This is a genomic window from Streptomyces sp. NPDC048018, from assembly GCF_043202995.1.
In the GTDB taxonomy this organism is placed as follows: Bacteria; Actinomycetota; Actinomycetes; order Streptomycetales; family Streptomycetaceae; genus Streptomyces.
Genome location: NZ_JBIDBK010000004.1, coordinates 480323 through 498266 on the forward strand (window position 1 = coordinate 480323; position 17944 = coordinate 498266).

At 70.9% G+C, this 17944-nt stretch carries 16 protein-coding genes; all 16 read right to left on the bottom strand.

The window, feature by feature from the left end; genetic code table 11:
* Positions 1 to 147 precede the first annotated feature (147 nt).
* The 16 genes from ACGF1Z_RS18200 to ACGF1Z_RS18275 all read right to left on the bottom strand — a co-directional run bounded on the left by ACGF1Z_RS18200 (position 148) and on the right by ACGF1Z_RS18275 (position 17923).
* Positions 148 to 972 (bottom strand): carbohydrate-binding protein, encoded by an 825-nt coding sequence (locus ACGF1Z_RS18200; RefSeq protein ID WP_393005012.1) that lies wholly within the window; start codon positions 970 to 972, stop codon positions 148 to 150.
* Positions 973 to 1013: 41 nt separating this feature from the next.
* Entirely contained in the window at positions 1014 to 1958 is a 945-nt protein-coding gene (locus ACGF1Z_RS18205) for an AraC family transcriptional regulator (RefSeq protein WP_393005014.1), read from the bottom strand.
* Positions 1959 to 2122: 164 nt separating this feature from the next.
* Positions 2123 to 3787: an NADH-quinone oxidoreductase subunit NuoN gene (gene nuoN / locus ACGF1Z_RS18210; RefSeq protein ID WP_393005016.1), complete on the bottom strand. Its 1665-nt coding sequence runs from the start codon at positions 3785 to 3787 to the stop codon at positions 2123 to 2125.
* A complete protein-coding gene (locus ACGF1Z_RS18215) occupies positions 3784 to 5373 on the bottom strand; it encodes an NADH-quinone oxidoreductase subunit M (protein ID WP_393005658.1) in 1590 nt (529 codons plus the stop codon). Before ACGF1Z_RS18215 ends, nuoN begins: the two co-directional genes overlap by 4 nt.
* A gap of 5 nt (positions 5374 to 5378) precedes the next feature.
* A complete protein-coding gene (nuoL, locus tag ACGF1Z_RS18220) occupies positions 5379 to 7274 on the bottom strand; it encodes an NADH-quinone oxidoreductase subunit L (RefSeq protein WP_393005018.1) in 1896 nt (631 codons plus the stop codon).
* Positions 7275 to 7284: 10 nt separating this feature from the next.
* Positions 7285 to 7584, bottom strand: a complete 300-nt coding sequence (gene nuoK / locus ACGF1Z_RS18225) for an NADH-quinone oxidoreductase subunit NuoK (protein WP_376633172.1) — start codon at positions 7582 to 7584, stop codon at positions 7285 to 7287.
* Positions 7581 to 8405: an NADH-quinone oxidoreductase subunit J gene (locus tag ACGF1Z_RS18230; protein WP_393005021.1), complete on the bottom strand. Its 825-nt coding sequence runs from the start codon at positions 8403 to 8405 to the stop codon at positions 7581 to 7583. Before ACGF1Z_RS18230 ends, nuoK begins: the two co-directional genes overlap by 4 nt.
* A complete protein-coding gene (gene nuoI / locus ACGF1Z_RS18235) occupies positions 8402 to 9016 on the bottom strand; it encodes an NADH-quinone oxidoreductase subunit NuoI (protein ID WP_393005023.1) in 615 nt (204 codons plus the stop codon). The genes ACGF1Z_RS18230 and nuoI overlap by 4 nt, the downstream gene beginning before the upstream one ends.
* Positions 9009 to 10370 (bottom strand): NADH-quinone oxidoreductase subunit NuoH, encoded by a 1362-nt coding sequence (gene nuoH / locus ACGF1Z_RS18240; protein WP_393005025.1) that lies wholly within the window; start codon positions 10368 to 10370, stop codon positions 9009 to 9011. Before nuoH ends, nuoI begins: the two co-directional genes overlap by 8 nt.
* Positions 10367 to 12850, bottom strand: coding sequence for an NADH-quinone oxidoreductase subunit G (locus ACGF1Z_RS18245; RefSeq protein ID WP_393005027.1), 2484 nt, complete (start codon positions 12848 to 12850; stop codon positions 10367 to 10369). Before ACGF1Z_RS18245 ends, nuoH begins: the two co-directional genes overlap by 4 nt.
* Positions 12847 to 14196, bottom strand: a complete 1350-nt coding sequence (nuoF, locus tag ACGF1Z_RS18250; protein WP_393005029.1) for an NADH-quinone oxidoreductase subunit NuoF — start codon at positions 14194 to 14196, stop codon at positions 12847 to 12849. The genes ACGF1Z_RS18245 and nuoF overlap by 4 nt, the downstream gene beginning before the upstream one ends.
* The gene (gene nuoE, locus ACGF1Z_RS18255; RefSeq protein ID WP_393005031.1) at positions 14196 to 14939 is read right to left on the bottom strand and encodes an NADH-quinone oxidoreductase subunit NuoE; all 744 of its coding nucleotides are present in this window, start codon (positions 14937 to 14939) and stop codon (positions 14196 to 14198) included. Before nuoE ends, nuoF begins: the two co-directional genes overlap by 1 nt.
* Positions 14936 to 16258, bottom strand: a complete 1323-nt coding sequence (locus ACGF1Z_RS18260) for an NADH-quinone oxidoreductase subunit D (protein ID WP_393005033.1) — start codon at positions 16256 to 16258, stop codon at positions 14936 to 14938. The genes nuoE and ACGF1Z_RS18260 overlap by 4 nt, the downstream gene beginning before the upstream one ends.
* The gene (locus ACGF1Z_RS18265; RefSeq protein ID WP_393005035.1) at positions 16255 to 16995 is read right to left on the bottom strand and encodes an NADH-quinone oxidoreductase subunit C; all 741 of its coding nucleotides are present in this window, start codon (positions 16993 to 16995) and stop codon (positions 16255 to 16257) included. Before ACGF1Z_RS18265 ends, ACGF1Z_RS18260 begins: the two co-directional genes overlap by 4 nt.
* Positions 16992 to 17546 carry an NADH-quinone oxidoreductase subunit B family protein gene (locus ACGF1Z_RS18270; protein ID WP_265863904.1) on the bottom strand — a complete coding sequence of 185 codons (555 nt, stop codon included), beginning with the start codon at positions 17544 to 17546 and terminating at the stop codon, positions 16992 to 16994. The genes ACGF1Z_RS18265 and ACGF1Z_RS18270 overlap by 4 nt, the downstream gene beginning before the upstream one ends.
* A 17-nt stretch (positions 17547 to 17563) precedes the next feature.
* Complete coding sequence (locus tag ACGF1Z_RS18275) at positions 17564 to 17923, bottom strand: NADH-quinone oxidoreductase subunit A (protein ID WP_376633154.1); 360 nt, start codon at positions 17921 to 17923, stop codon at positions 17564 to 17566.
* Between the last annotated feature and the right edge of the window lie 21 nt (positions 17924 to 17944).

The following is a 17944-nucleotide window of genomic DNA, read 5'->3' on the forward strand; positions in this document are numbered from 1 at the left end:
GCCGGCCCGACGCGGTCCCGAGCAGACCCCGACGCGGTGCCGGGACCGGCACGGCCCGCCCCGGGACCGGCACGGCCCGCCTCGGCCCCGGGGCCGGCCCGACGCGGTCCGGGGCCGGTGCGGGCAGTCGCGGGCCGTTCCGGTGGCTCAGACCGCCCGCCACAGGGCCGGGACGGCCGGCGGCTCCCAGCCGCGCTGGGCCGTGTGCGCCTGGAGGCACACATAGCCCCGCCCCGCGTACGTGACCGCGTCGCCGGCCCGGTACGCGGTCCCCGCCGCCCAGGTGCCGCCGGGAGCGGTCGCCGTGGGCGTCGGGGTCGGGCTCGGCCCCGGATCCTGCGGCACGTCGAGCACGAAGTCGAAGGCCGCCTCCTTCGCCGCGCCCGCGTCCCGGACGCTCATCAGCAGCCGGGCGTCGAAGATCGAGTCCGTGTTGTTGCGGGGCTCGCCCGGGAAGTACAGCTGGGTGGTGAGCACCGGGCGGCCCGGCGCCTGCACCTTCACGTGGAGGTGCCGGGTGCGGCCGGGGTAGAGACCCGGCACGATCGTGGTGAGCGCGAAAGCGCCGTCCGCGCCGGTGAACTGGTGCCCGCGGAAGCGGAATCCGGTGTTGTCGTAGGCGCCGTCGGTGTCGGCCTGCCAGAAGTCGAGGAGGGCGCCGACGACCGGCCGGCAGGCCCGTCCGAAGACGTAGCCGCTCACGGTCAGCCGCACACCGGGGGTGCCGGCGTCCGCAAGGCTGCTCCGTAAGGGCGAGTCGGGCTTGAAGTAGGGGCCTTCGATCTGCGCCGGTGTGGGGTGGTCCCCGTCGTCGCACGCCGGGGTGAGCTCGGACGTGACGGTGCCGGCGTCGAGGGTGCGTGCGAGCGCGGGGACGCCCATGAGCACCGCGGGGGCGGCCAGGCCGGCCGCGAGGGCGGCGCGCAGCACGGTCTTGCGGGTGACGTGTCCGGTCGAGGTCTCTCGGTCCATGCCTGCTCCTCTGTGGGGGGGCGGAACGATCGACCAGAAACCTAGGCGGGTCCGGACTCCGCTTCGATGGACGCAAGCCGGTGGTCGTGGTGCTTTCGGAAGTCGCCGGGGCTCATGCCGGTCTCCCGGCGGAAGAAGCGGCAGAAGTACGCGGGGTCGTCGAATCCGGTCCGGGCGGCGACCTGACGCACCGACAGGGCGGTTCGGGCGAGCAGGCGTTGGGCCTCGCGGGTGCGGGCCTCGCGGAGCAGGCCGGCCGGGGTGCGGCCGAGGGCGGCCCGGACGGCTTCGGTGAGATAGCCGGGGGTGACCCCGAGCCGCTCGGCGCACTCCCGTACGGACCGGGGCCCGGCGGCCGCGCCGTCCGCGTCGGTACGGGCGATCAGGCGGGTGAACGCGTCGGCGACGGAGGCGGGCCGCCCGGACGGGGCCGGCGGCTCCGGCGGGGCGCCGAGCCGGGCCGTACGGACGAGCAGCACGTGCAGCAACGAGCGCAGCACGGTGGCGAATCCGGCGTCCCCGTGCCCGTACTCCTCGCTGAGTTCGGCGATCAGCCGCGCGGTGCGGCGGTGCGCGGCGGGATCGAGGCGGAGCCAGGGGCGGGCCCCGATGCGGCGCAGCAGGTCCTGGTCGCCGGGGTGGTCGAGGAGGAACTCGGGCGTGAACAGGACGACGGAGCCGTCGAGGCCGTGGACGTCCTCCCAGTGGTGGAGCTGTCCGGGCAGGATCAGGCCGAGGTGCGGCGGGCGGAGCTCCCAGCGGTTCAGGTCGACGACGTGCGTGCCGGTGCCGTGGGTGACGTGCACGATCTCGTAGAAGGTGTGCCGGTGGGGGAAGGCGGCCCGGGAGAGGGGGCCGATGGTGTCGAAGGTGCCGACGGCGAACGGCACGTCGTCGGGGAGTCTCAACTCCAGTCGGTGCAGGGGTGGTTCCCCGTGCCGGGGCGCGGTGCAGGGGGCGTCGGGCGACGCGGTGGTGCCGCGCATGGGGCGACCCTCCTCAATGGTCGAGACCAATCGGGCGGTGACTCACGATGGCATGCCACCCGGCGACGGGTCACCCCCGCGTGCGCCGCTCCCGGCCCCGTGCACACGCCGAGGGCCCGGCTCCCGCGGCTGCGGGGACCGGGCCCTCGGGGCCCTGCGGACGCCTAGCGCACGAACACGCCCGCCTGGCCGGCCAGGTCCAGGAAGTACTGCGGCGCGAAGCCGAGCACCAGTGTGACCACCACGCCGGCCGTGATCGCGATCGAGGTGAGGCCCGAGGGCACGGCGACCGTGGGGCCGTCCGCCTTCGGCTCGCTGAAGAACATCAGCACGATCACCCGGATGTAGAAGAACGCGGCGACCGCGGACGAGATCACACCGACCACGACCAGCGCGCCCGCACCGCCCTCCGCCGCCGCCTTGAAGACCGCGAACTTCCCGGAGAACCCGGAGGTCAGCGGGATGCCGGCGAAGGCGAGCAGGAAGACCGCGAAGACCGCGGCGACGAGCGGCGAACGCCGGCCGAGACCGGCCCACTTGGACAGGTGGGTGGCCTCGCCGCCCGCGTCCCGCACCAGCGTGACGACGGCGAAGGCGCCGATCGTCACGAAGGAGTAGGCGCCCAGGTAGAACAGCACCGACGAGACGCCGCTGGGCGTGGCCGCGATGACACCGGCGAGGATGAAGCCGGCGTGGGCGATCGACGAGTAGGCGAGCAGCCGCTTGATGTCGGTCTGGGTGATGGCCACGATCGCGCCGCCCAGCATGGTGACGATGGCGACGGCCCACATGACCGGCCGCCAGTCCCAGGTGAGGCCCGGCAGCACCACGTAGAGCAGGCGCAGCATCGCGCCGAAGGCGGCGACCTTCGTCGCGGCGGCCATGAAGCCGGTGACGGGGGTCGGGGCGCCCTGGTAGACGTCCGGGGTCCACATGTGGAAGGGGACGGCGCCGACCTTGAAGAGCAGGCCCATCATGACGAGGGCGAAGCCGATGAGCAGCAGTGCGTCGTTGCCCATGGTGTCGGCGAGCGCCGGGTCGATCGCGGTGACGTCCCCGCCGACGACGTCGGCGATGGTGGCGTACGAGACGGAGCCCGCGTAGCCGTAGAGCAGGGCGATCCCGAAGAGCAGGAAGGCCGAGGAGAAGGCGCCGAGCAGGAAGTACTTGACCGCGGCCTCCTGCGACAGCAGGCGCTTGCGGCGGGCCACGGCACACAGCAGGTAGAGCGGGAGCGAGAAGACCTCCAGCGCCACGAACAGCGTCAGCAGGTCGTTGGCGGCGGGGAAGACCAGCATGCCGGCGACCGCGAACAGGGCCAGCGGGAAGACCTCGGTGGTGGTGAAGCCGGCCTTGACCGCCGCCCTCTCCTGCTCGCTGCCGGGGACGGCGGCCGCCTCGGCGGCGAAGGAGTCGACCCGGTGGCCGTGGTCGGCCGGGTCGAGCCTGCGCTCCGCGAAGGTGAGGACGGAGACCACCGCGGCGAGCAGGATGGTGCCCTGGAGGAACAGGGCGGGTCCGTCGACGGCGATGGCGCCCATGGCCGCGATGTGGGCCTTGGTGGAGCCGTAGCCGCCGGCGGCGAGGCCGACGACCGCGGCGAAGGCGGCGGCGAGGGCCAGGATGCTCAGGAACACCTGGGTGTAGTGGCGGGCCCGGCGCGGCACGAAGGCCTCGACGAGGACGCCGACGAGGGCCGCGCCCACCACGATGAGCACGGGCGACAGCTGGGTGTACTCGATGTGGGGTGCCGGGATCTTGTCGATCGGCCCGGCGGCCGCCGTCGTCCACAGGCTGTGGACAGCGGGTGCGACGGCTGAAGCACTCACTTGGCCGCCTCCACTTCGGGGCTCGGGTCCTTCTGCTGGACATCGGACATGGTGTACTGCACCGCCGGGTTGACGACGTCCGTCAGCGGCTTCGGGAAGACCCCGAGGAAGATCAGCACCGCGATCAGCGGGGCCACCACCGCGAGCTCGCGCACCCGCAGGTCCGGCAGCTCGCGCACCTCCTCCTTCACCGGGCCGGTCATCGTCCGCTGGTAGAGGACGAGGACGTAGAGCGCGGCGAGGACGATGCCGGTGGTGGCGACGATCCCGGCCACCGGATAGCGCGAGAAGGTGCCGACCAGGACCAGGAACTCGCTGACGAACGGGGCGAGTCCGGGCAGCGACAAGGTGGCCAGACCACCGATCAGGAAGGTGCCGGCGAGCACCGGGGCGACCTTCTGCACCCCGCCGTAGTCGGCGATGAGCCGCGAGCCGCGCCGGGAGATCAGGAAGCCGGCGACCAGCATCAGCGCGGCCGTCGAGATCCCGTGGTTGACCATGTAGAGCGTGGCGCCGGACTGGCCCTGGCTGGTCATCGCGAAGATGCCCATGATGATGAAGCCGAAGTGGGAGATCGACGCGTACGCGACCAGGCGCTTGATGTCCCGCTGGCCGACGGCGAGCAGGGCTCCGTAGACGATGCTGATCAGGGCGAGGACGACGATCGCGGGAGTGGCCCACTTCGATGCCTCGGGGAAGAGGCCGAGGCAGAAGCGGAGCATCGCGAAGGTGCCGACCTTGTCGACGACGGCGGTGATGAGGACGGCGACCGGGGCGGTGGCCTCCCCCATCGCGTTGGGCAGCCAGGTGTGCAGCGGCCACAGCGGCGCCTTCACGGCGAAGGCGAAGAAGAAGCCGAGGAACAGCCACCGTTCGGTGGAGGTGGCCATCTCCAGCGAGCCGTTCGCGCGCGCCGCGGTGATCTCGGTGAGCGAGAAGTCGCCGGCGACGACGTAGAGGCCGATGACCGCGGCCAGCATGATCAGGCCGCCGACCAGGTTGTAGAGCAGGAACTTGACCGCCGCGTAGGAGCGCTGCGCGGCCGCGTTCTCGTCGGTGCCGGAGTGGGCGCGGTCGCCGAAGCCGCCGATGAGGAAGTACATCGGGATGAGCATGGCTTCGAACAGGATGTAGAAGAGGAAGACGTCGGTGGCCTCGAAGGAGAGGATCACCATCGCCTCGACCATGAGGATCAGGGCGAAGAAGCCCTGGGTGGGCCGCCACCGCTTGGAGGAGGTCTCCAGGGGGTCGGCGTCGTGCCAGCCGGCGAGGACGATGAAGGGGATCAGCAGCGCGGTGAGCGCGATGAGCGCCACCCCGATGCCGTCCACGCCGAGTTCGTAGCGGACGCCGAAGGCCGGGATCCAGGGGTGCGACTCGACGAGCTGGTAGCGGTCGCCGCCGGGCTCGAAGCGGACGAAGACGACCGCGGCGAGCACGAGGGTGACGAGCGAGACGAGCAGCGCGAACCACTTGGCGGCGGTGCGCCGGGCGGCGGGGACGGCGGCGGTGAGAACGGCACCGACCGCCGGGACCCCCGCCGTCACGGTAAGGAGCGGGAAGCCCGCGTTGACCACTTGGGACATGGGAGTCACACCGCCCTCATCAGCAGGGTCGCGGCGATGAGCACCGCCGTACCTCCGAACATGGAGACCGCGTACGACCGGGCGTAGCCGTTCTGGAGCTTGCGCAGCCGGCCGGAGAGCCCGCCGACCGAGGCCGCGGTGCCGTTGACCACCCCGTCGACGAGGCTGTGGTCGACGTAGACGAGGGAGCGGGTCAGGTGGGTGCCGCCGCGGACGAAGACGACGTGGTTGAAGTCGTCCTGGAGCAGGTCGCGGCGGGCGGCCCGGGTGAGCAGCGAGCCGCGCGGGGCGACCACCGGCACCGGGCGGCGCCCGTACTGGAGGTAGGCGAGCCCGACGCCGAGGAGCATGACCACGACGGTGGCGGTGGTGATGGCACCGGCGCCGATCGGCGGGTGCCCGTGCTCGAAGCTCGTGACCGGTTCCAGCCACTTCACGAACCGGTCGCCGATGCCGAAGAGGGCGCCGGCGAAGACCGAGCCGAAGGCCAGCAGGACCATCGGGATCGTCATCGTCTTCGGCGACTCGTGCGGGTGCGGCAGCTCGCCGTGGGCGTCGGGCTGCCAGCGCTTCTCGCCGAAGAAGGTCATCAGCATCACGCGGGTCATGTAGAACGCGGTGATGGCGGCGCCGAGGAGGGCGCAGCCGCCGAGGATCCAGCCCTCGGTGCCGCCCTTGGCGAAGGCCGCCTCGATGATCTTGTCCTTGGAGAAGAAGCCGGACAGGCCGGGGAAGCCGATGATCGCGAGGTAGCCGAGGCCGAAGGTGACGAAGGTGACGGGCAGGTACTTCCGCAGGCCGCCGTAGTGCCGCATGTCGACCTCGTCGTTCATGCCGTGCATGACCGATCCGGCGCCGAGGAACAGCCCGGCCTTGAAGAAGCCGTGGGTGACCAGGTGCATGATCGCGAAGGCGTAGCCGATCGGGCCGAGGCCGGCCGCGAGGACCATGTAGCCGATCTGCGACATCGTCGAACCGGCCAGCGCCTTCTTGATGTCGTCCTTCGCGCAACCGACGATCGCACCGAAGAGGAGCGTGACGGTGCCGACCATGGTGACGACGAGCTGGGCGTCGGGGGCGGCGTTGAAGATCGCGCCGGAGCGGACGATCAGATAGACGCCGGCGGTCACCATGGTGGCCGCGTGGATGAGGGCCGAGACCGGGGTCGGGCCCTCCATCGCGTCCCCCAGCCAGGACTGCAGCGGCACCTGGGCCGACTTGCCGCAGGCCGCGAGGAGCAGCATCAGGCCGATCGCGGTCAGCTTGCCCTCGGAGGCCTCTGCGGTGGAGTCGAGGACCGGGCCGAAGGCGAAGGTGCCGAAGGTGGTGAACATCAGCATGATCGCGATCGACAGGCCCATGTCGCCCACCCGGTTGACCAGGAAGGCCTTCTTCGCGGCGGTGGCCGCGCTGGGCTTGTGCTGCCAGAAGCCGATCAGGAGGTACGAGGCGAGGCCGACGCCCTCCCAGCCGAAGTACAGCAGCAGGTAGTTGTCGGCGAGGACGAGCAGCAGCATCGCCGCGACGAACAGGTTGAGGTAGCCGAAGAAGCGGCGGCGCCGCTCGTCGTGCTCCATGTAGCCGACGGAGTACAGGTGGATGAGCGTGCCGACACCGGTGATCAGGAGCACGAAGGTCATCGACAGCTGGTCGAGCTGGAAGGCGATGTCCGCCTGGAAACCCCCCACCGAGATCCAGGTGAAGAGGTGCTGGTGCAGGAGCCGGTCGTCGGCGCTCTTGGAGAGCATGTCGGCGAACAGGACCAGCCCGATCACGAAGGACGAGGCGGCGAGCAGGGTGCCGAGCCAGTGCCCGGTCTTGTCGAGGCGCCGTCCGCCACACAGCAGGACGGCCGCTCCGAGCAGGGGCGCCGCGATCAGCAGCGCAATGAGGTTGTCCACGGTCAGCCCCTCACAGCTTCATCAGGCTGGCGTCGTCGACCGAGGCCGAGTGGCGGGCACGGAAGACGGACACGATGATCGCGAGTCCGACGACGACCTCGGCGGCGGCCACGACCATCGTGAAGAAGGCGATGACCTGGCCGTCGAGGTTGCCGTGCATACGGGAGAAGGTGACGAACGCGAGGTTGCAGGCGTTGAGCATCAGCTCGACGCACATGAAGAGCACGATCGCGTTCCGCCGGATGAGCACCCCGACCGCGCCGATGGTGAACAGCAGGGCGGCGAGGTACAGGTAGTTGACGGGATTCACCGGGAGGCCTCCTCTTCGTCCCGCGTACGGCCCAGGCGCTCCTCGGAGCGCTGTTCCAGGGCCTTGAGGTCCGCGAGCGCCTCGCCGGACACGTCCCGGATCTGGCCCCGCTTGCGCAGGGTCGAGATGACGGTCAGGTCGGCCGGGGTGCCGTCGGGCAGCAGGCCGGCGATGTCCACGGCGTTGTGCCGGGCGTAGACGCCGGGCGCCGGGAGCGGCGGGACGTGCTTGCCTTCCCGTACGCGCTGCTCGGCCAGCTCGCGCTGGGTGCGGGCGCGTTCGGTGCGCTCGCGGTGGGTGAGGACCATCGCGCCGACGGCCGCGGTGATGAGCAGCGCGCCGGTGATCTCGAAGGCGAAGACGTACTTGGTGAAGATGAGGGCGGCGAGGCCCTCCACGTTTCCGCCGTTGGCCGTGTTGGCCGTGCCGAGACCGTTGAAGCGGGTCAGCGAGGCGTGGCCGAGGCCGGCGATCAGCAGGACGCCGAAGCCGAGCCCGCAGGCGGCGGCCCACCAGCGCTGGCCCTTGATGGTCTCCTTCAGCGAGTCGGCGGCGGTGACGCCGACGAGCATGACGACGAAGAGGAACAGCATCATGATCGCGCCGGTGTAGACGACGATCTGGACGATGCCGAGGAAGTACGCGCCGTTCGCGAGGTAGAAGACCGCCAGGACGATCATGGTCCCGGCGAGGCAGAGCGCGGAGTGGACGGCCCTCCTCATGAGGATCGTGCACAGCGCGCCGACGACGGCGACGGTGCCGAGCACCCAGAACTGGAACGCCTCTCCGGTGGAGGTGGTGGAGGCGGCGAGCGCGTTCATCGGCCCACCACCTTCCCGGACGCCGGCTCGGACTCGCCGAACGTCGACTCGCCCTCCTGCGTCTCCCCCTGGGAGGCGGCGGTCTGGCGCACGGTCCCGGGCGCCGCCTCGGTGACCCGGCCGCGGTAGTAGTCCTGCTCGTCCGTGCCCGGGAAGATGGCGTGCGGGGTGTCGACCATGCCCTCGGTGAGGCCCGCGAGCAGCTGCTCCTTGGTGTAGATCAGGTTCTCGCGGGAGGAGTCGGCCAGTTCGAACTCGTTGGTCATCGTCAGCGCGCGCGTGGGGCAGGCCTCGATGCAGAGCCCGCACAGGATGCAGCGGGCGTAGTTGATCTGGTAGACGCGGCCGTACCGCTCGCCCGGCGAGTAGCGTTCCTCGTCGGTGTTGTCGGCGCCCTCCACGTAGATGGCGTCGGCGGGGCAGGCCCAGGCGCACAGCTCGCAGCCGACGCACTTCTCCAGCCCGTCGGGGTGGCGGTTGAGCTGGTGCCGGCCGTGGAAGCGGGGTGCCGTCGTCTTCTGCTGCTCCGGGTACTGCTCGGTCAGCCGCTTCTTGAACATGGCCTTGAAGGTCACGCCGAAGCCGGCCACCGGATTCTGGAAATCAGACACCGTCCGTCTCCTTTCCATCAGTCGCCGTAGCGGAATCGGGGCCACCACTGACGATCAGCTCCCGCTCGCCGCGGGGCCGGCGCCGCGGTACGGGCGGCAGGGTCTGTCCGGGCTTGGGCGGTACGGGGAACCCGCCGGACATCGGGTCGAAGGGGCGGGTGTCCTCGGCCGAGGGCTCCCGCGTCTTCGCCTTCTTGTCGCGGAAGACGTCCGCGGCGAAGGAGAGCAGCAGCACCCCGAGGACGGCTCCGGCCACGTAGAGCACGATGGTCTGGAAGTCGTAGTTCTCGTTGCGCAGCGCCCGGACCGTGGCGACCAGCATCAGCCAGACCACCGAGACCGGGATGAGCACCTTCCAGCCCAGCTTCATCAGCTGGTCGTAGCGGACACGGGGCAGCGTGCCGCGCAGCCAGATGAAGAAGAACAGCAGCAGCTGGACCTTGAGGACGAACCAGAGCATCGGCCACCAGCCGTGGTTCGCGCCCTCCCAGAAGCCGGAGACCGGCCAGGGGGCGCGCCAGCCGCCGAGGAACAGGGTCACCGACACGGCCGAGACCGTCACCATGTTCACGTACTCGGCGAGCATGAACATCGCGAACTTGATCGACGAGTACTCGGTGTTGAAGCCGCCGACCAGGTCGCCCTCGGACTCCGGCATGTCGAAGGGGGCGCGGTTGGTCTCGCCCACCATCGTGATGACGTAGATGATGAAGGAGACCGGCAGCAGCACGATGTACCAGCGGTCCGCCTGCGCCTCGACGATCGTCGAGGTCGACATCGACCCGGAGTAGAGGAAGACGGAGGCGAAGGCGGCGCCCATGGCGATCTCGTAGGAGATCATCTGCGCGCAGGAGCGCAGTCCGCCGAGGAGCGGGTACGTCGAGCCGGAGGACCAGCCGGCGAGGACGATGCCGTAGATGCCGACGGACGCGACCGCGAGGACGTACAGCATCGCGATCGGCAGGTCGGTCAGCTGCATCGCGGTGCGCTGGCCGAAGATCGACACCTCGTTGCCGGCCGGGCCGAAGGGGATCACCGCGATCGCCATGAACGCCGGGATGGCGGCGATGATCGGGGCGAGCACGTAGACGACCTTGTCGGCCCGCCGGACGATCACGTCCTCCTTCAGCATCAGCTTGATGCCGTCGGCGAGCGACTGGAGCATGCCCCAGGGGCCGTGCCGGTTGGGGCCGACGCGCAGCTGCATCCAGGCGACGACCTTGCGCTCCCACACGATGGAGAAGAGCACCGTCACCATGAGGAACGCGAAGCAGAAGACCGCCTTGATCGCGACGAGCCACCAGGGGTCCGTGCCGAACATGGAGAGGTCTTCGGCGGCGAGTGGCGTGGTCATGCCTGCACCTCCGTCGAAGGGGTGGCCGGGCCGATGCGGACCAGGTCGCCGGGGCGGGCGCCGGTGCCGGTGAGGACGCCGTGGCCGGTGGAGTTCAGCGGGAGCCAGACCACCCGGTCGGGCATCTCGGTGACGGCCAGCGGCAGGGCGACCGAGCCGGCGGGGCCGGTGACGTCGAGCAGGTCGCCGTCCTTGACCCCGGTGTCGGCGGCGGTCGTCGCCGACAAGCGGGCCACGGCCGCGTGCCGGGTGCCGGCCAGGGCCTCGTCGCCCTCCTGGAGGCGGCCCAGGTCGAGCAGCAGCCGGTGTCCCGCGAGCACGGCCTCGCCGTCGCCCGGGCGGGGCGCGGCCTGGCCGGGCTCGGCCGGCTCGGAGGCCCGCTCGCCGGTCCAGCCGCCGAGCCGGTCCAGCTCGCGCCGTACGGAGCGCAGGTCGGGCAGGCCCAGGTGGGTGTCCATGGCGTCGGCCAGCATGTGCAGCACGCGGGCGTCGGCGGGCGGCAGCGGCCGGGTCATCTGCTCCGGCTTCAGCGCGGCCTCGAACAGCCGGGCGCGGCCTTCCCAGTTGAGGAAGGTGCCGGGCTTCTCGGCGACCGCGGCGACCGGCAGGATCACGTCGGCCCGCTCGGTGACCGCGCCGGGGCGCAGCTCCAGGGAGACGACGAAGGCCGCGTCGAGCGCCTCACGCGCGCGTGCCGGGTCCGGCAGGTCGTCGACGTCGACGCCGCCGACGAGCAGCGCGGCGAGTTCGCCGGTCGCGGCTGCCTCGACGATCTGCCCGGTGTCGCGTCCGTAGCCGTGCGGGAGTTCGCGGACGCCCCAGACGGCGGCGACCTCTTCCCGCGCGCGGGGGTCGGTGACGGGCCGTCCGCCGGGCAGCAGCGCCGGGATGGCGCCCGCCTCGACGGCGCCGCGCTCGCCGGCCCGGCGCGGGATCCACACCAGCTGGGCGCCGGTGGCGGTCGCGGCCCGTACGGCGGCGGTGAGCGCGCCGGGCACCCCGGCGAGCCGCTCGCCGACGGCGATGACGGCGCCGTCCTGGCGGAGCGCCTCGGCCGCGGCCTGTCCGTCCGCCGAGAGGCCGACGCGGGAGGTGAGGGCGTCGAGCCACTCGCTCTCGGTGCCGGGCGCGGCCGGCAGCAGGGTGCCGCCGGTCTTCTCCAGGCCGCGGGTGGCGAAGGCGGCGACCGCGTACGTCCGTTGGCCCTTCCTGCGCCAGGCCTTGCGCAGCCGCAGGAAGACGCCGGGGGCCTCCTCCTCCGACTCCAGGCCGACGAGGAGCACGGCCGGGGCGGCTTCCAGCGAGGTGTACGTGACCCCTCGGCCGTCCAGGTCGCGGCCGCGGCCGGCGACGACGGAGGCCAGGAAGTCGGCCTCCTCGCCGGAGTGGACGCGGGCCCGGAAGTCGACGTCGTTGGTGTCGAGGGCGACCCGGGCGAACTTGGCGTACGCGTAGGCGTCCTCGACGGTCAGCCGGCCGCCGGCCAGGACGCCGGTGCGGCCGCGGACGAGGCCGCGGGCCGCCGCCTCCAGGGCCTCCGGCCAGGAGGCCGGCTCCAGGCGGCCGGTCTCCTGGTCGCGGACCAGCGGGGTGGTGAGCCGGTCGCGCTGCTGCGCGTACCGGAAGCCGAACCGCCCCTTGTCGCAGATCCACTCCTCGTTGACCTCGGGGTCCTCGGCGGCGAGCCGCCGCATGACCTTGCCGCGCCGGTGGTCGGTGCGGGTCGCGCAGCCGCCCGCGCAGTGCTCGCAGACGCTCGGCGAGGACACGAGGTCGAAGGGGCGGGAGCGGAAGCGGTAGGCGGCCGAGGTGAGCGCGCCGACCGGGCAGATCTGGATGGTGTTGCCGGAGAAGTACGACTCGAAGGGGTCGCCGTTGCCGAGGCCGACCTGCTGGAGCGCGCCGCGCTCGATCAGTTCGATCATCGGGTCGCCGGCCACCTGGTTGGAGAAGCGGGTGCAGCGCGCGCACAGCACGCACCGCTCGCGGTCCAGGAGCACCTGCGTGGACAGCGGGATCGGCTTCTCGTAGGTCCGCTTGCTGCCCTCGAAGCGGGACTCGGCCTGCCCGTGGGACATGGCCTGGTTCTGCAGCGGGCACTCGCCGCCCTTGTCGCAGACCGGGCAGTCCAGCGGGTGGTTGATGAGCAGCAGCTCCATCACGCCGTGCTGGGCCTTCTCGGCGACCGGCGAGGTCAGCTGCGACTTCACGACCATGCCGTCGGTGCAGGTGATGGTGCAGGAGGCCATCGGCTTGCGCTGCCCCTCGACCTCGACGATGCACTGCCGGCAGGCGCCGGCCGGGTCGAGGAGCGGGTGGTCGCAGAAGCGGGGGATCTCGATGCCGAGCTGTTCGGCGGCCCGGATCACCAGGGTCCCCTTGGGGACGGAGACCTCGATGCCGTCGATCGTCAGCGTCACGAGGTCCTCCGGCGGCACCGCCGCACCTCCCCCTCCGGGGGCGGACGTGGTGACGGTCATGCGTTCACCTCCCGGTGCTTGTCGGCCCAGGCGGTCGACTTGGCGGGGTCGAAGGGGCAGCCCTTGCCCGTGATGTGCTGCTCGTACTCGTCGCGGAAGTACTTCAGGGACGAGAAGATCGGCGAGGCGGCGCCGTCGCCGAGCGCGCAGAAGGACTTGCCGTTGATGTTGTCGGCGATGTCGTTCAGCTTGTCGAGGTCGGCCATCACGCCCTTGCCGGCCTCGATGTCGCGGAGCAGCTGGACGAGCCAGTAGGTGCCCTCGCGGCACGGCGTGCACTTGCCGCAGGACTCGTGGGCGTAGAACTCGGTCCAGCGGGTGACGGCCCGCACGACGCAGGTGGTCTCGTCGAAGCACTGGAGCGCCTTGGTGCCGAGCATGGAGCCGGCGGCGCCGACGCCCTCGTAGTCGAGCGGGACGTCGAGGTGCTCGTCGGTGAACATCGGGGTGGAGGAGCCGCCCGGGGTCCAGAACTTGAGCCGGTGGCCGGGCCGCATCCCGCCGCTCATGTCGAGGAGCTGGCGCAGCGTGATGCCGAGCGGGGCCTCGTACTGGCCGGGAGAGGCGACGTGGCCGCTGAGCGAGTAGAGCGTGAAACCGGGGGACTTCTCGGTCCCCATGGAGGTGAACCAGTCCTTGCCCTTGTGCAGGATCGCGGGAACCGAGGCGATGGACTCGACGTTGTTCACCACGGTGGGGCAGGCGTACAGGCCGGCGACCGCGGGGAAGGGGGGCCGCAGCCGGGGCTGGCCGCGGCGCCCTTCGAGCGAGTCGAGCAGGGCGGTCTCCTCACCGCAGATGTACGCGCCGGCGCCGGCGTGCACGGTGAGTTCGAGGTCGAGTCCGCTGCCCAGGATGTTCCGGCCGAGGTAGCCCGCCTCGTACGCCTCCCGCACCGCGTGGTGCAGCCGGCGCAGCACGGGGACGACCTCGCCGCGCAGGTAGATGAAGGCGTGCGAGGAGCGGATCGCGTAGCAGGCGATCACGATGCCCTCGATGAGCGAGTGCGGGTTGGCGAAGAGGAGCGGGATGTCCTTGCAGGTGCCGGGCTCCGACTCGTCGGCGTTGACGACGAGGTAGTGCGGCTTGCCGTCGCCCTGCGGGATGAACTGCCACTTCATCCCGGTCGGGAAGCCGGCGCCGCCGCGGCCGCGGAGGCCCGATTCCTTGACGTAGGCGATGAGGTCGTCGGGTGACATCGCGAGGGCCTTGCGCAGGCCCTCGTAGCCGTCGTACCGGCGGTAGGTCTCCAGGGTCCAGGAGTCGGGCTGGTCCCAGAAGGCCGACAGGACCGGTGAGAGCAGCTTCTCGGGGCTGCTGTTGTTGATCTCGGCTGCCAAGGTCATCACTCCCCCTCCCCACTGGCCGATTCGCCGCGCGGGTGGACGATCTTGTGGTGCGGGGTCTCTCCCTTGGCCAGCCGCAGCCCGACGAGCGAGGCCGGTCCGGCACCGCCGGTGGCCTCGACGGCGCCCTCGCGCTCGTCGGGGAAGCCGGCCAGGATGCGGGCGGTCTCCTTGAAGGTGCACAGCGGCGCGCCGCGGGTGGGCGAGACGGGGCGTCCGGCGACCAGGTCGTCGACGAGCCGCTTGGCGGACTCGGGCGTCTGGTTGTCGAAGAACTCCCAGTTCACCATCACGACGGGAGCGAAGTCGCAGGCCGCGTTGCACTCGATGTGCTCGAGGGTGACCTTGCCGTCCTCGGTCGTCTCGTCGTTGCCCACCCCGAGGTGCTCCTTGAGCTCCTCGAAGATGGCGTCGCCGCCCATGACCGCGCACAGGGTGTTGGTGCAGACGCCGACCTGGTAGTCGCCGGACGGCTTGCGCCGGTACATCGAGTAGAAGGTGGCGACCGCCGTGACCTCGGCGGTGGTGAGGCCGAGCAGGTCGGCGCAGAACCGCATGCCCGTCCGGGTCACGTGGCCCTCCTCCGCCTGCACGAGGTGCAGCATCGGCAGGAGCGCGGAGCGGGATCCCGGGTAGCGGGCGATGATCTCCTGCGCGTCCGCCGTGAGCCGGGCGCGTACCTCGGCCGGGTAGTCGGGCGCGGGCAGCTGGGGCATCCCGAGACTGGTGTGTCCGTCCGTCATCGGTCGACGCCTCCCATCACGGGGTCGATGGACGCGACGGCGACGATGACGTCGGCGACCTGGCCGCCTTCGCACATCGCGGCCATGGCCTGGAGGTTGGTGAAGGACGGGTCGCGGAAGTGGACCCGGTACGGGCGGGTGCCGCCGTCGGAGACGACGTGGACGCCGAGTTCGCCCTTGGGCGACTCGACCGCGGCGTAGGCCTGTCCGGCCGGGACCCGGAAGCCCTCGGTGACCAGCTTGAAGTGGTGGATCAGGGCCTCCATCGAGGTGCCCATGATCTTCTTGATGTGGTCGAGGGAGTTGCCGAGGCCGTCGGGGCCGAGGGCCAGCTGGGCGGGCCAGGCGATCTTCTTGTCGCCGACCATGACCGGGCCGGGCTCCAGGCGGTCGAGGCACTGCTCGACGATCCGCAGCGACTGGCGCATCTCCTCCAGGCGGACCAGGAAGCGGCCGTAGGAGTCGCAGCTGTCGGCGGTGGGGACCTCGAAGTCGTAGGTCTCGTAGCCGCAGTACGGGTCGGTCTTGCGCAGGTCGTGCGGGAGGCCCGCGGAGCGCAGGATCGGTCCGGTGGCGCCGAGGGCCATGCAGCCGGTGAGGTCGAGGTAGCCGACGTCCTGCATGCGGGCCTTGAAGATCGGGTTGCCGGTGGCGAGCTTGTCGTACTCCGGCAGGTTCTTCTTCATGGTCTTCACGAACTCGCGCACGGCGTCGACGCCGCCGGGCGGCAGGTCCTGGGCGAGGCCGCCGGGCCGGATGAACGCGTGGTTCATCCGCAGGCCGGTGATCAGCTCGTACAGGTCCAGGATCATCTCGCGGTCCCGGAAGCCGTAGATCATGATCGTGGTGGCGCCGAGCTCCATGCCGCCGGTGGCGATGCAGACCAGGTGCGAGGAGAGCCGGTTGAGCTCCATGAGGAGCACCCGGATGATGCTCGCCCGGTCCGGGACCTGCTCGGTGATGCCGAGCAGCTTCTCCACGCCCAGGCAGTACGCCGTCTCGTTGTAGAACGAGGTGAGGTAGTCCATGCGCGTGACGAAGGTGGTGCCCTGCGTCCAGGTCCGGTACTCGAGGTTCTTCTCGATGCCGGTGTGGAGGTAGCCGATGCCGCAGCGGGCCTCGGTGACGGTCTCGCCGTCGATCTCCAGGATGAGCCGGAGCACGCCGTGGGTGGACGGGTGCTGGGGACCCATGTTGACGACGATGCGCTCGTCGTCGGCCTTGGCCGCGGACTGGACGACCTCGTCCCAGTCGCCGCCGGTGACCGTGTAGACGGTTCCCTCGGTGGTCTCGCGCGCGGAGGCGCCGGGGGTGTTCACGAGTACGACCTCCGCTGGTCCGGAGCCGGGATCTGGGCGCCCTTGTACTCGACGGCGATGCCGCCGAGGGGGTAGTCCTTGCGCTGCGGGTGGCCCTGCCAGTCGTCCGGCATCATGATCCGGGTGAGGGCGGGGTGGCCGTCGAAGACGATGCCGAAGAAGTCGTAGGTCTCGCGCTCGTGCCAGTCGTTGGTCGGGTAGACCGGGACCAGCGACGGGATGCGCGGGTCGGCGTCGGGGGCCGAGACCTCCAGGCGGATCAGCCGCCCGTGGGTGAGCGAGCGCAGGTGGTAGACGGCGTGCAGCTCGCGGCCCTTGTCACCGGGGTAGTGGACGCCGGAGACGCCGGTGCAGAGCTCGAAGCGCAGGGCGGGGTCGTCGCGCAGGGTGCGGGCGACCCGGACGAGGTGTTCGCGCTCGATGTGGAAGGTGAGCTCCCCGCGGTCGACCACCGTCTTCCCGATGGCGTTCTCGGGGACCAGGCCCTGCTCCTCCAGGGCTCCCTCCAGCTCGTCGGCGACCTCGTCGAACCAGCCGCCGTAGGGGCGGGTGGCCGGCCCGGGCAGGCGCACGGAGCGGACCAGGCCGCCGTAGCCGGAGGTGTCGCCGCCCTTGTCGGCGCCGAACATGCCGCGCTGGACGCGGATCTCCTCCCCGTGGTCGCCGCGCTGGCCCGGCAGGTTCTGCTCGCTGAGCTCCCTCTCGGGGTTCGGGGTCTCGTCGCTTGCCTCGGTCACCTCAGCAGGCCCTTCATCTCGATGGTCGGCAGCGCCTTGAGCGCCGCCTCCTCCGCCTCGCGGGCCGCTTCCTTCGCGTTCACGCCGAGCTTGGAGCCCTGGATCTTCTGGTGGAGCTTGAGAATCGCGTCCATCAGCATCTCCGGGCGCGGCGGGCAACCCGGCAGATAGATGTCGACCGGGACGATGTGGTCGACTCCCTGCACAATCGCGTAATTGTTGAACATTCCGCCCGAGGATGCGCAAACCCCCATGGAGATGACCCACTTGGGGTTCGGCATCTGGTCGTAGACCTGCCGCAGGACGGGCGCCATCTTCTGGCTGACGCGGCCGGCCACGATCATCAGATCGGCCTGGCGCGGGGAGCCGCGGAAGACTTCCATGCCGAAACGCGCCAGGTCGTAACGGCCCGCTCCGGTGGTCATCATCTCGATGGCGCAGCACGCGAGGCCGAAGGTCGCGGGGAAGACGGAGGCCTTCCGGACCCAGCCCGCGGCCTGTTCGACGGTCGTCAGCAGAAAACCGCTCGGCAGCTTCTCTTCGAGTCCCATGGGTGCTCCTCAGCCCCTCAGTCCCATTCCAGGCCGCCGCGCCGCCACACGTACGCGTAGGCGACGAAGACGGTGAGCACGAAGAGCAGCATCTCCACGAGCCCGAAAAGCCCCAGGGCGTCGAAGGTGACCGCCCAGGGGTAGAGGAAGACGATCTCGATGTCGAAGACGATGAAGAGCATCGCCGTCAGGTAGTACTTGATCGGGAAGCGACCGCCTCCGGTCGGCGTCGGCGTCGGCTCGATGCCGCACTCGTACGCCTCAAGTTTTGCCCTGTTGTACCGCTTTGGCCCGATCAGCGTGGCCATGACCACGGAGAAGATCGCAAACCCCGCTCCCAGGGCACCGAGCACGAGGATGGGCGCGTACGCATTCACGCTCCTCGCTCCTTCCAGTCG

Excerpts from the sequence above, each read along its gene's own strand:
- ACGF1Z_RS18205 (WP_393005014.1), bottom strand. The coding sequence starts at position 1,958 with ATGCGCGGCACCACCGCGTCGCCCGACGCCCCCTGCACCGCGCCCCGG.
- ACGF1Z_RS18245 (WP_393005027.1), bottom strand. The coding sequence starts at position 12,850 with ATGACCGTCACCACGTCCGCCCCCGGAGGGGGAGGTGCGGCGGTGCCG.
- nuoH (WP_393005025.1), bottom strand. The coding sequence starts at position 10,370 with ATGACCACGCCACTCGCCGCCGAAGACCTCTCCATGTTCGGCACGGAC.
- ACGF1Z_RS18215 (WP_393005658.1), bottom strand. The coding sequence starts at position 5,373 with ATGTCCCAAGTGGTCAACGCGGGCTTCCCGCTCCTTACCGTGACGGCG.
- nuoF (WP_393005029.1), bottom strand. The coding sequence starts at position 14,196 with ATGACCTTGGCAGCCGAGATCAACAACAGCAGCCCCGAGAAGCTGCTC.
- ACGF1Z_RS18200 (WP_393005012.1), bottom strand. The coding sequence starts at position 972 with ATGGACCGAGAGACCTCGACCGGACACGTCACCCGCAAGACCGTGCTG.
- ACGF1Z_RS18230 (WP_393005021.1), bottom strand. The coding sequence starts at position 8,405 with ATGAACGCGCTCGCCGCCTCCACCACCTCCACCGGAGAGGCGTTCCAG.
- nuoE (WP_393005031.1), bottom strand. The coding sequence starts at position 14,939 with ATGACGGACGGACACACCAGTCTCGGGATGCCCCAGCTGCCCGCGCCC.
- ACGF1Z_RS18270 (WP_265863904.1), bottom strand. The coding sequence starts at position 17,546 with ATGGGACTCGAAGAGAAGCTGCCGAGCGGTTTTCTGCTGACGACCGTC.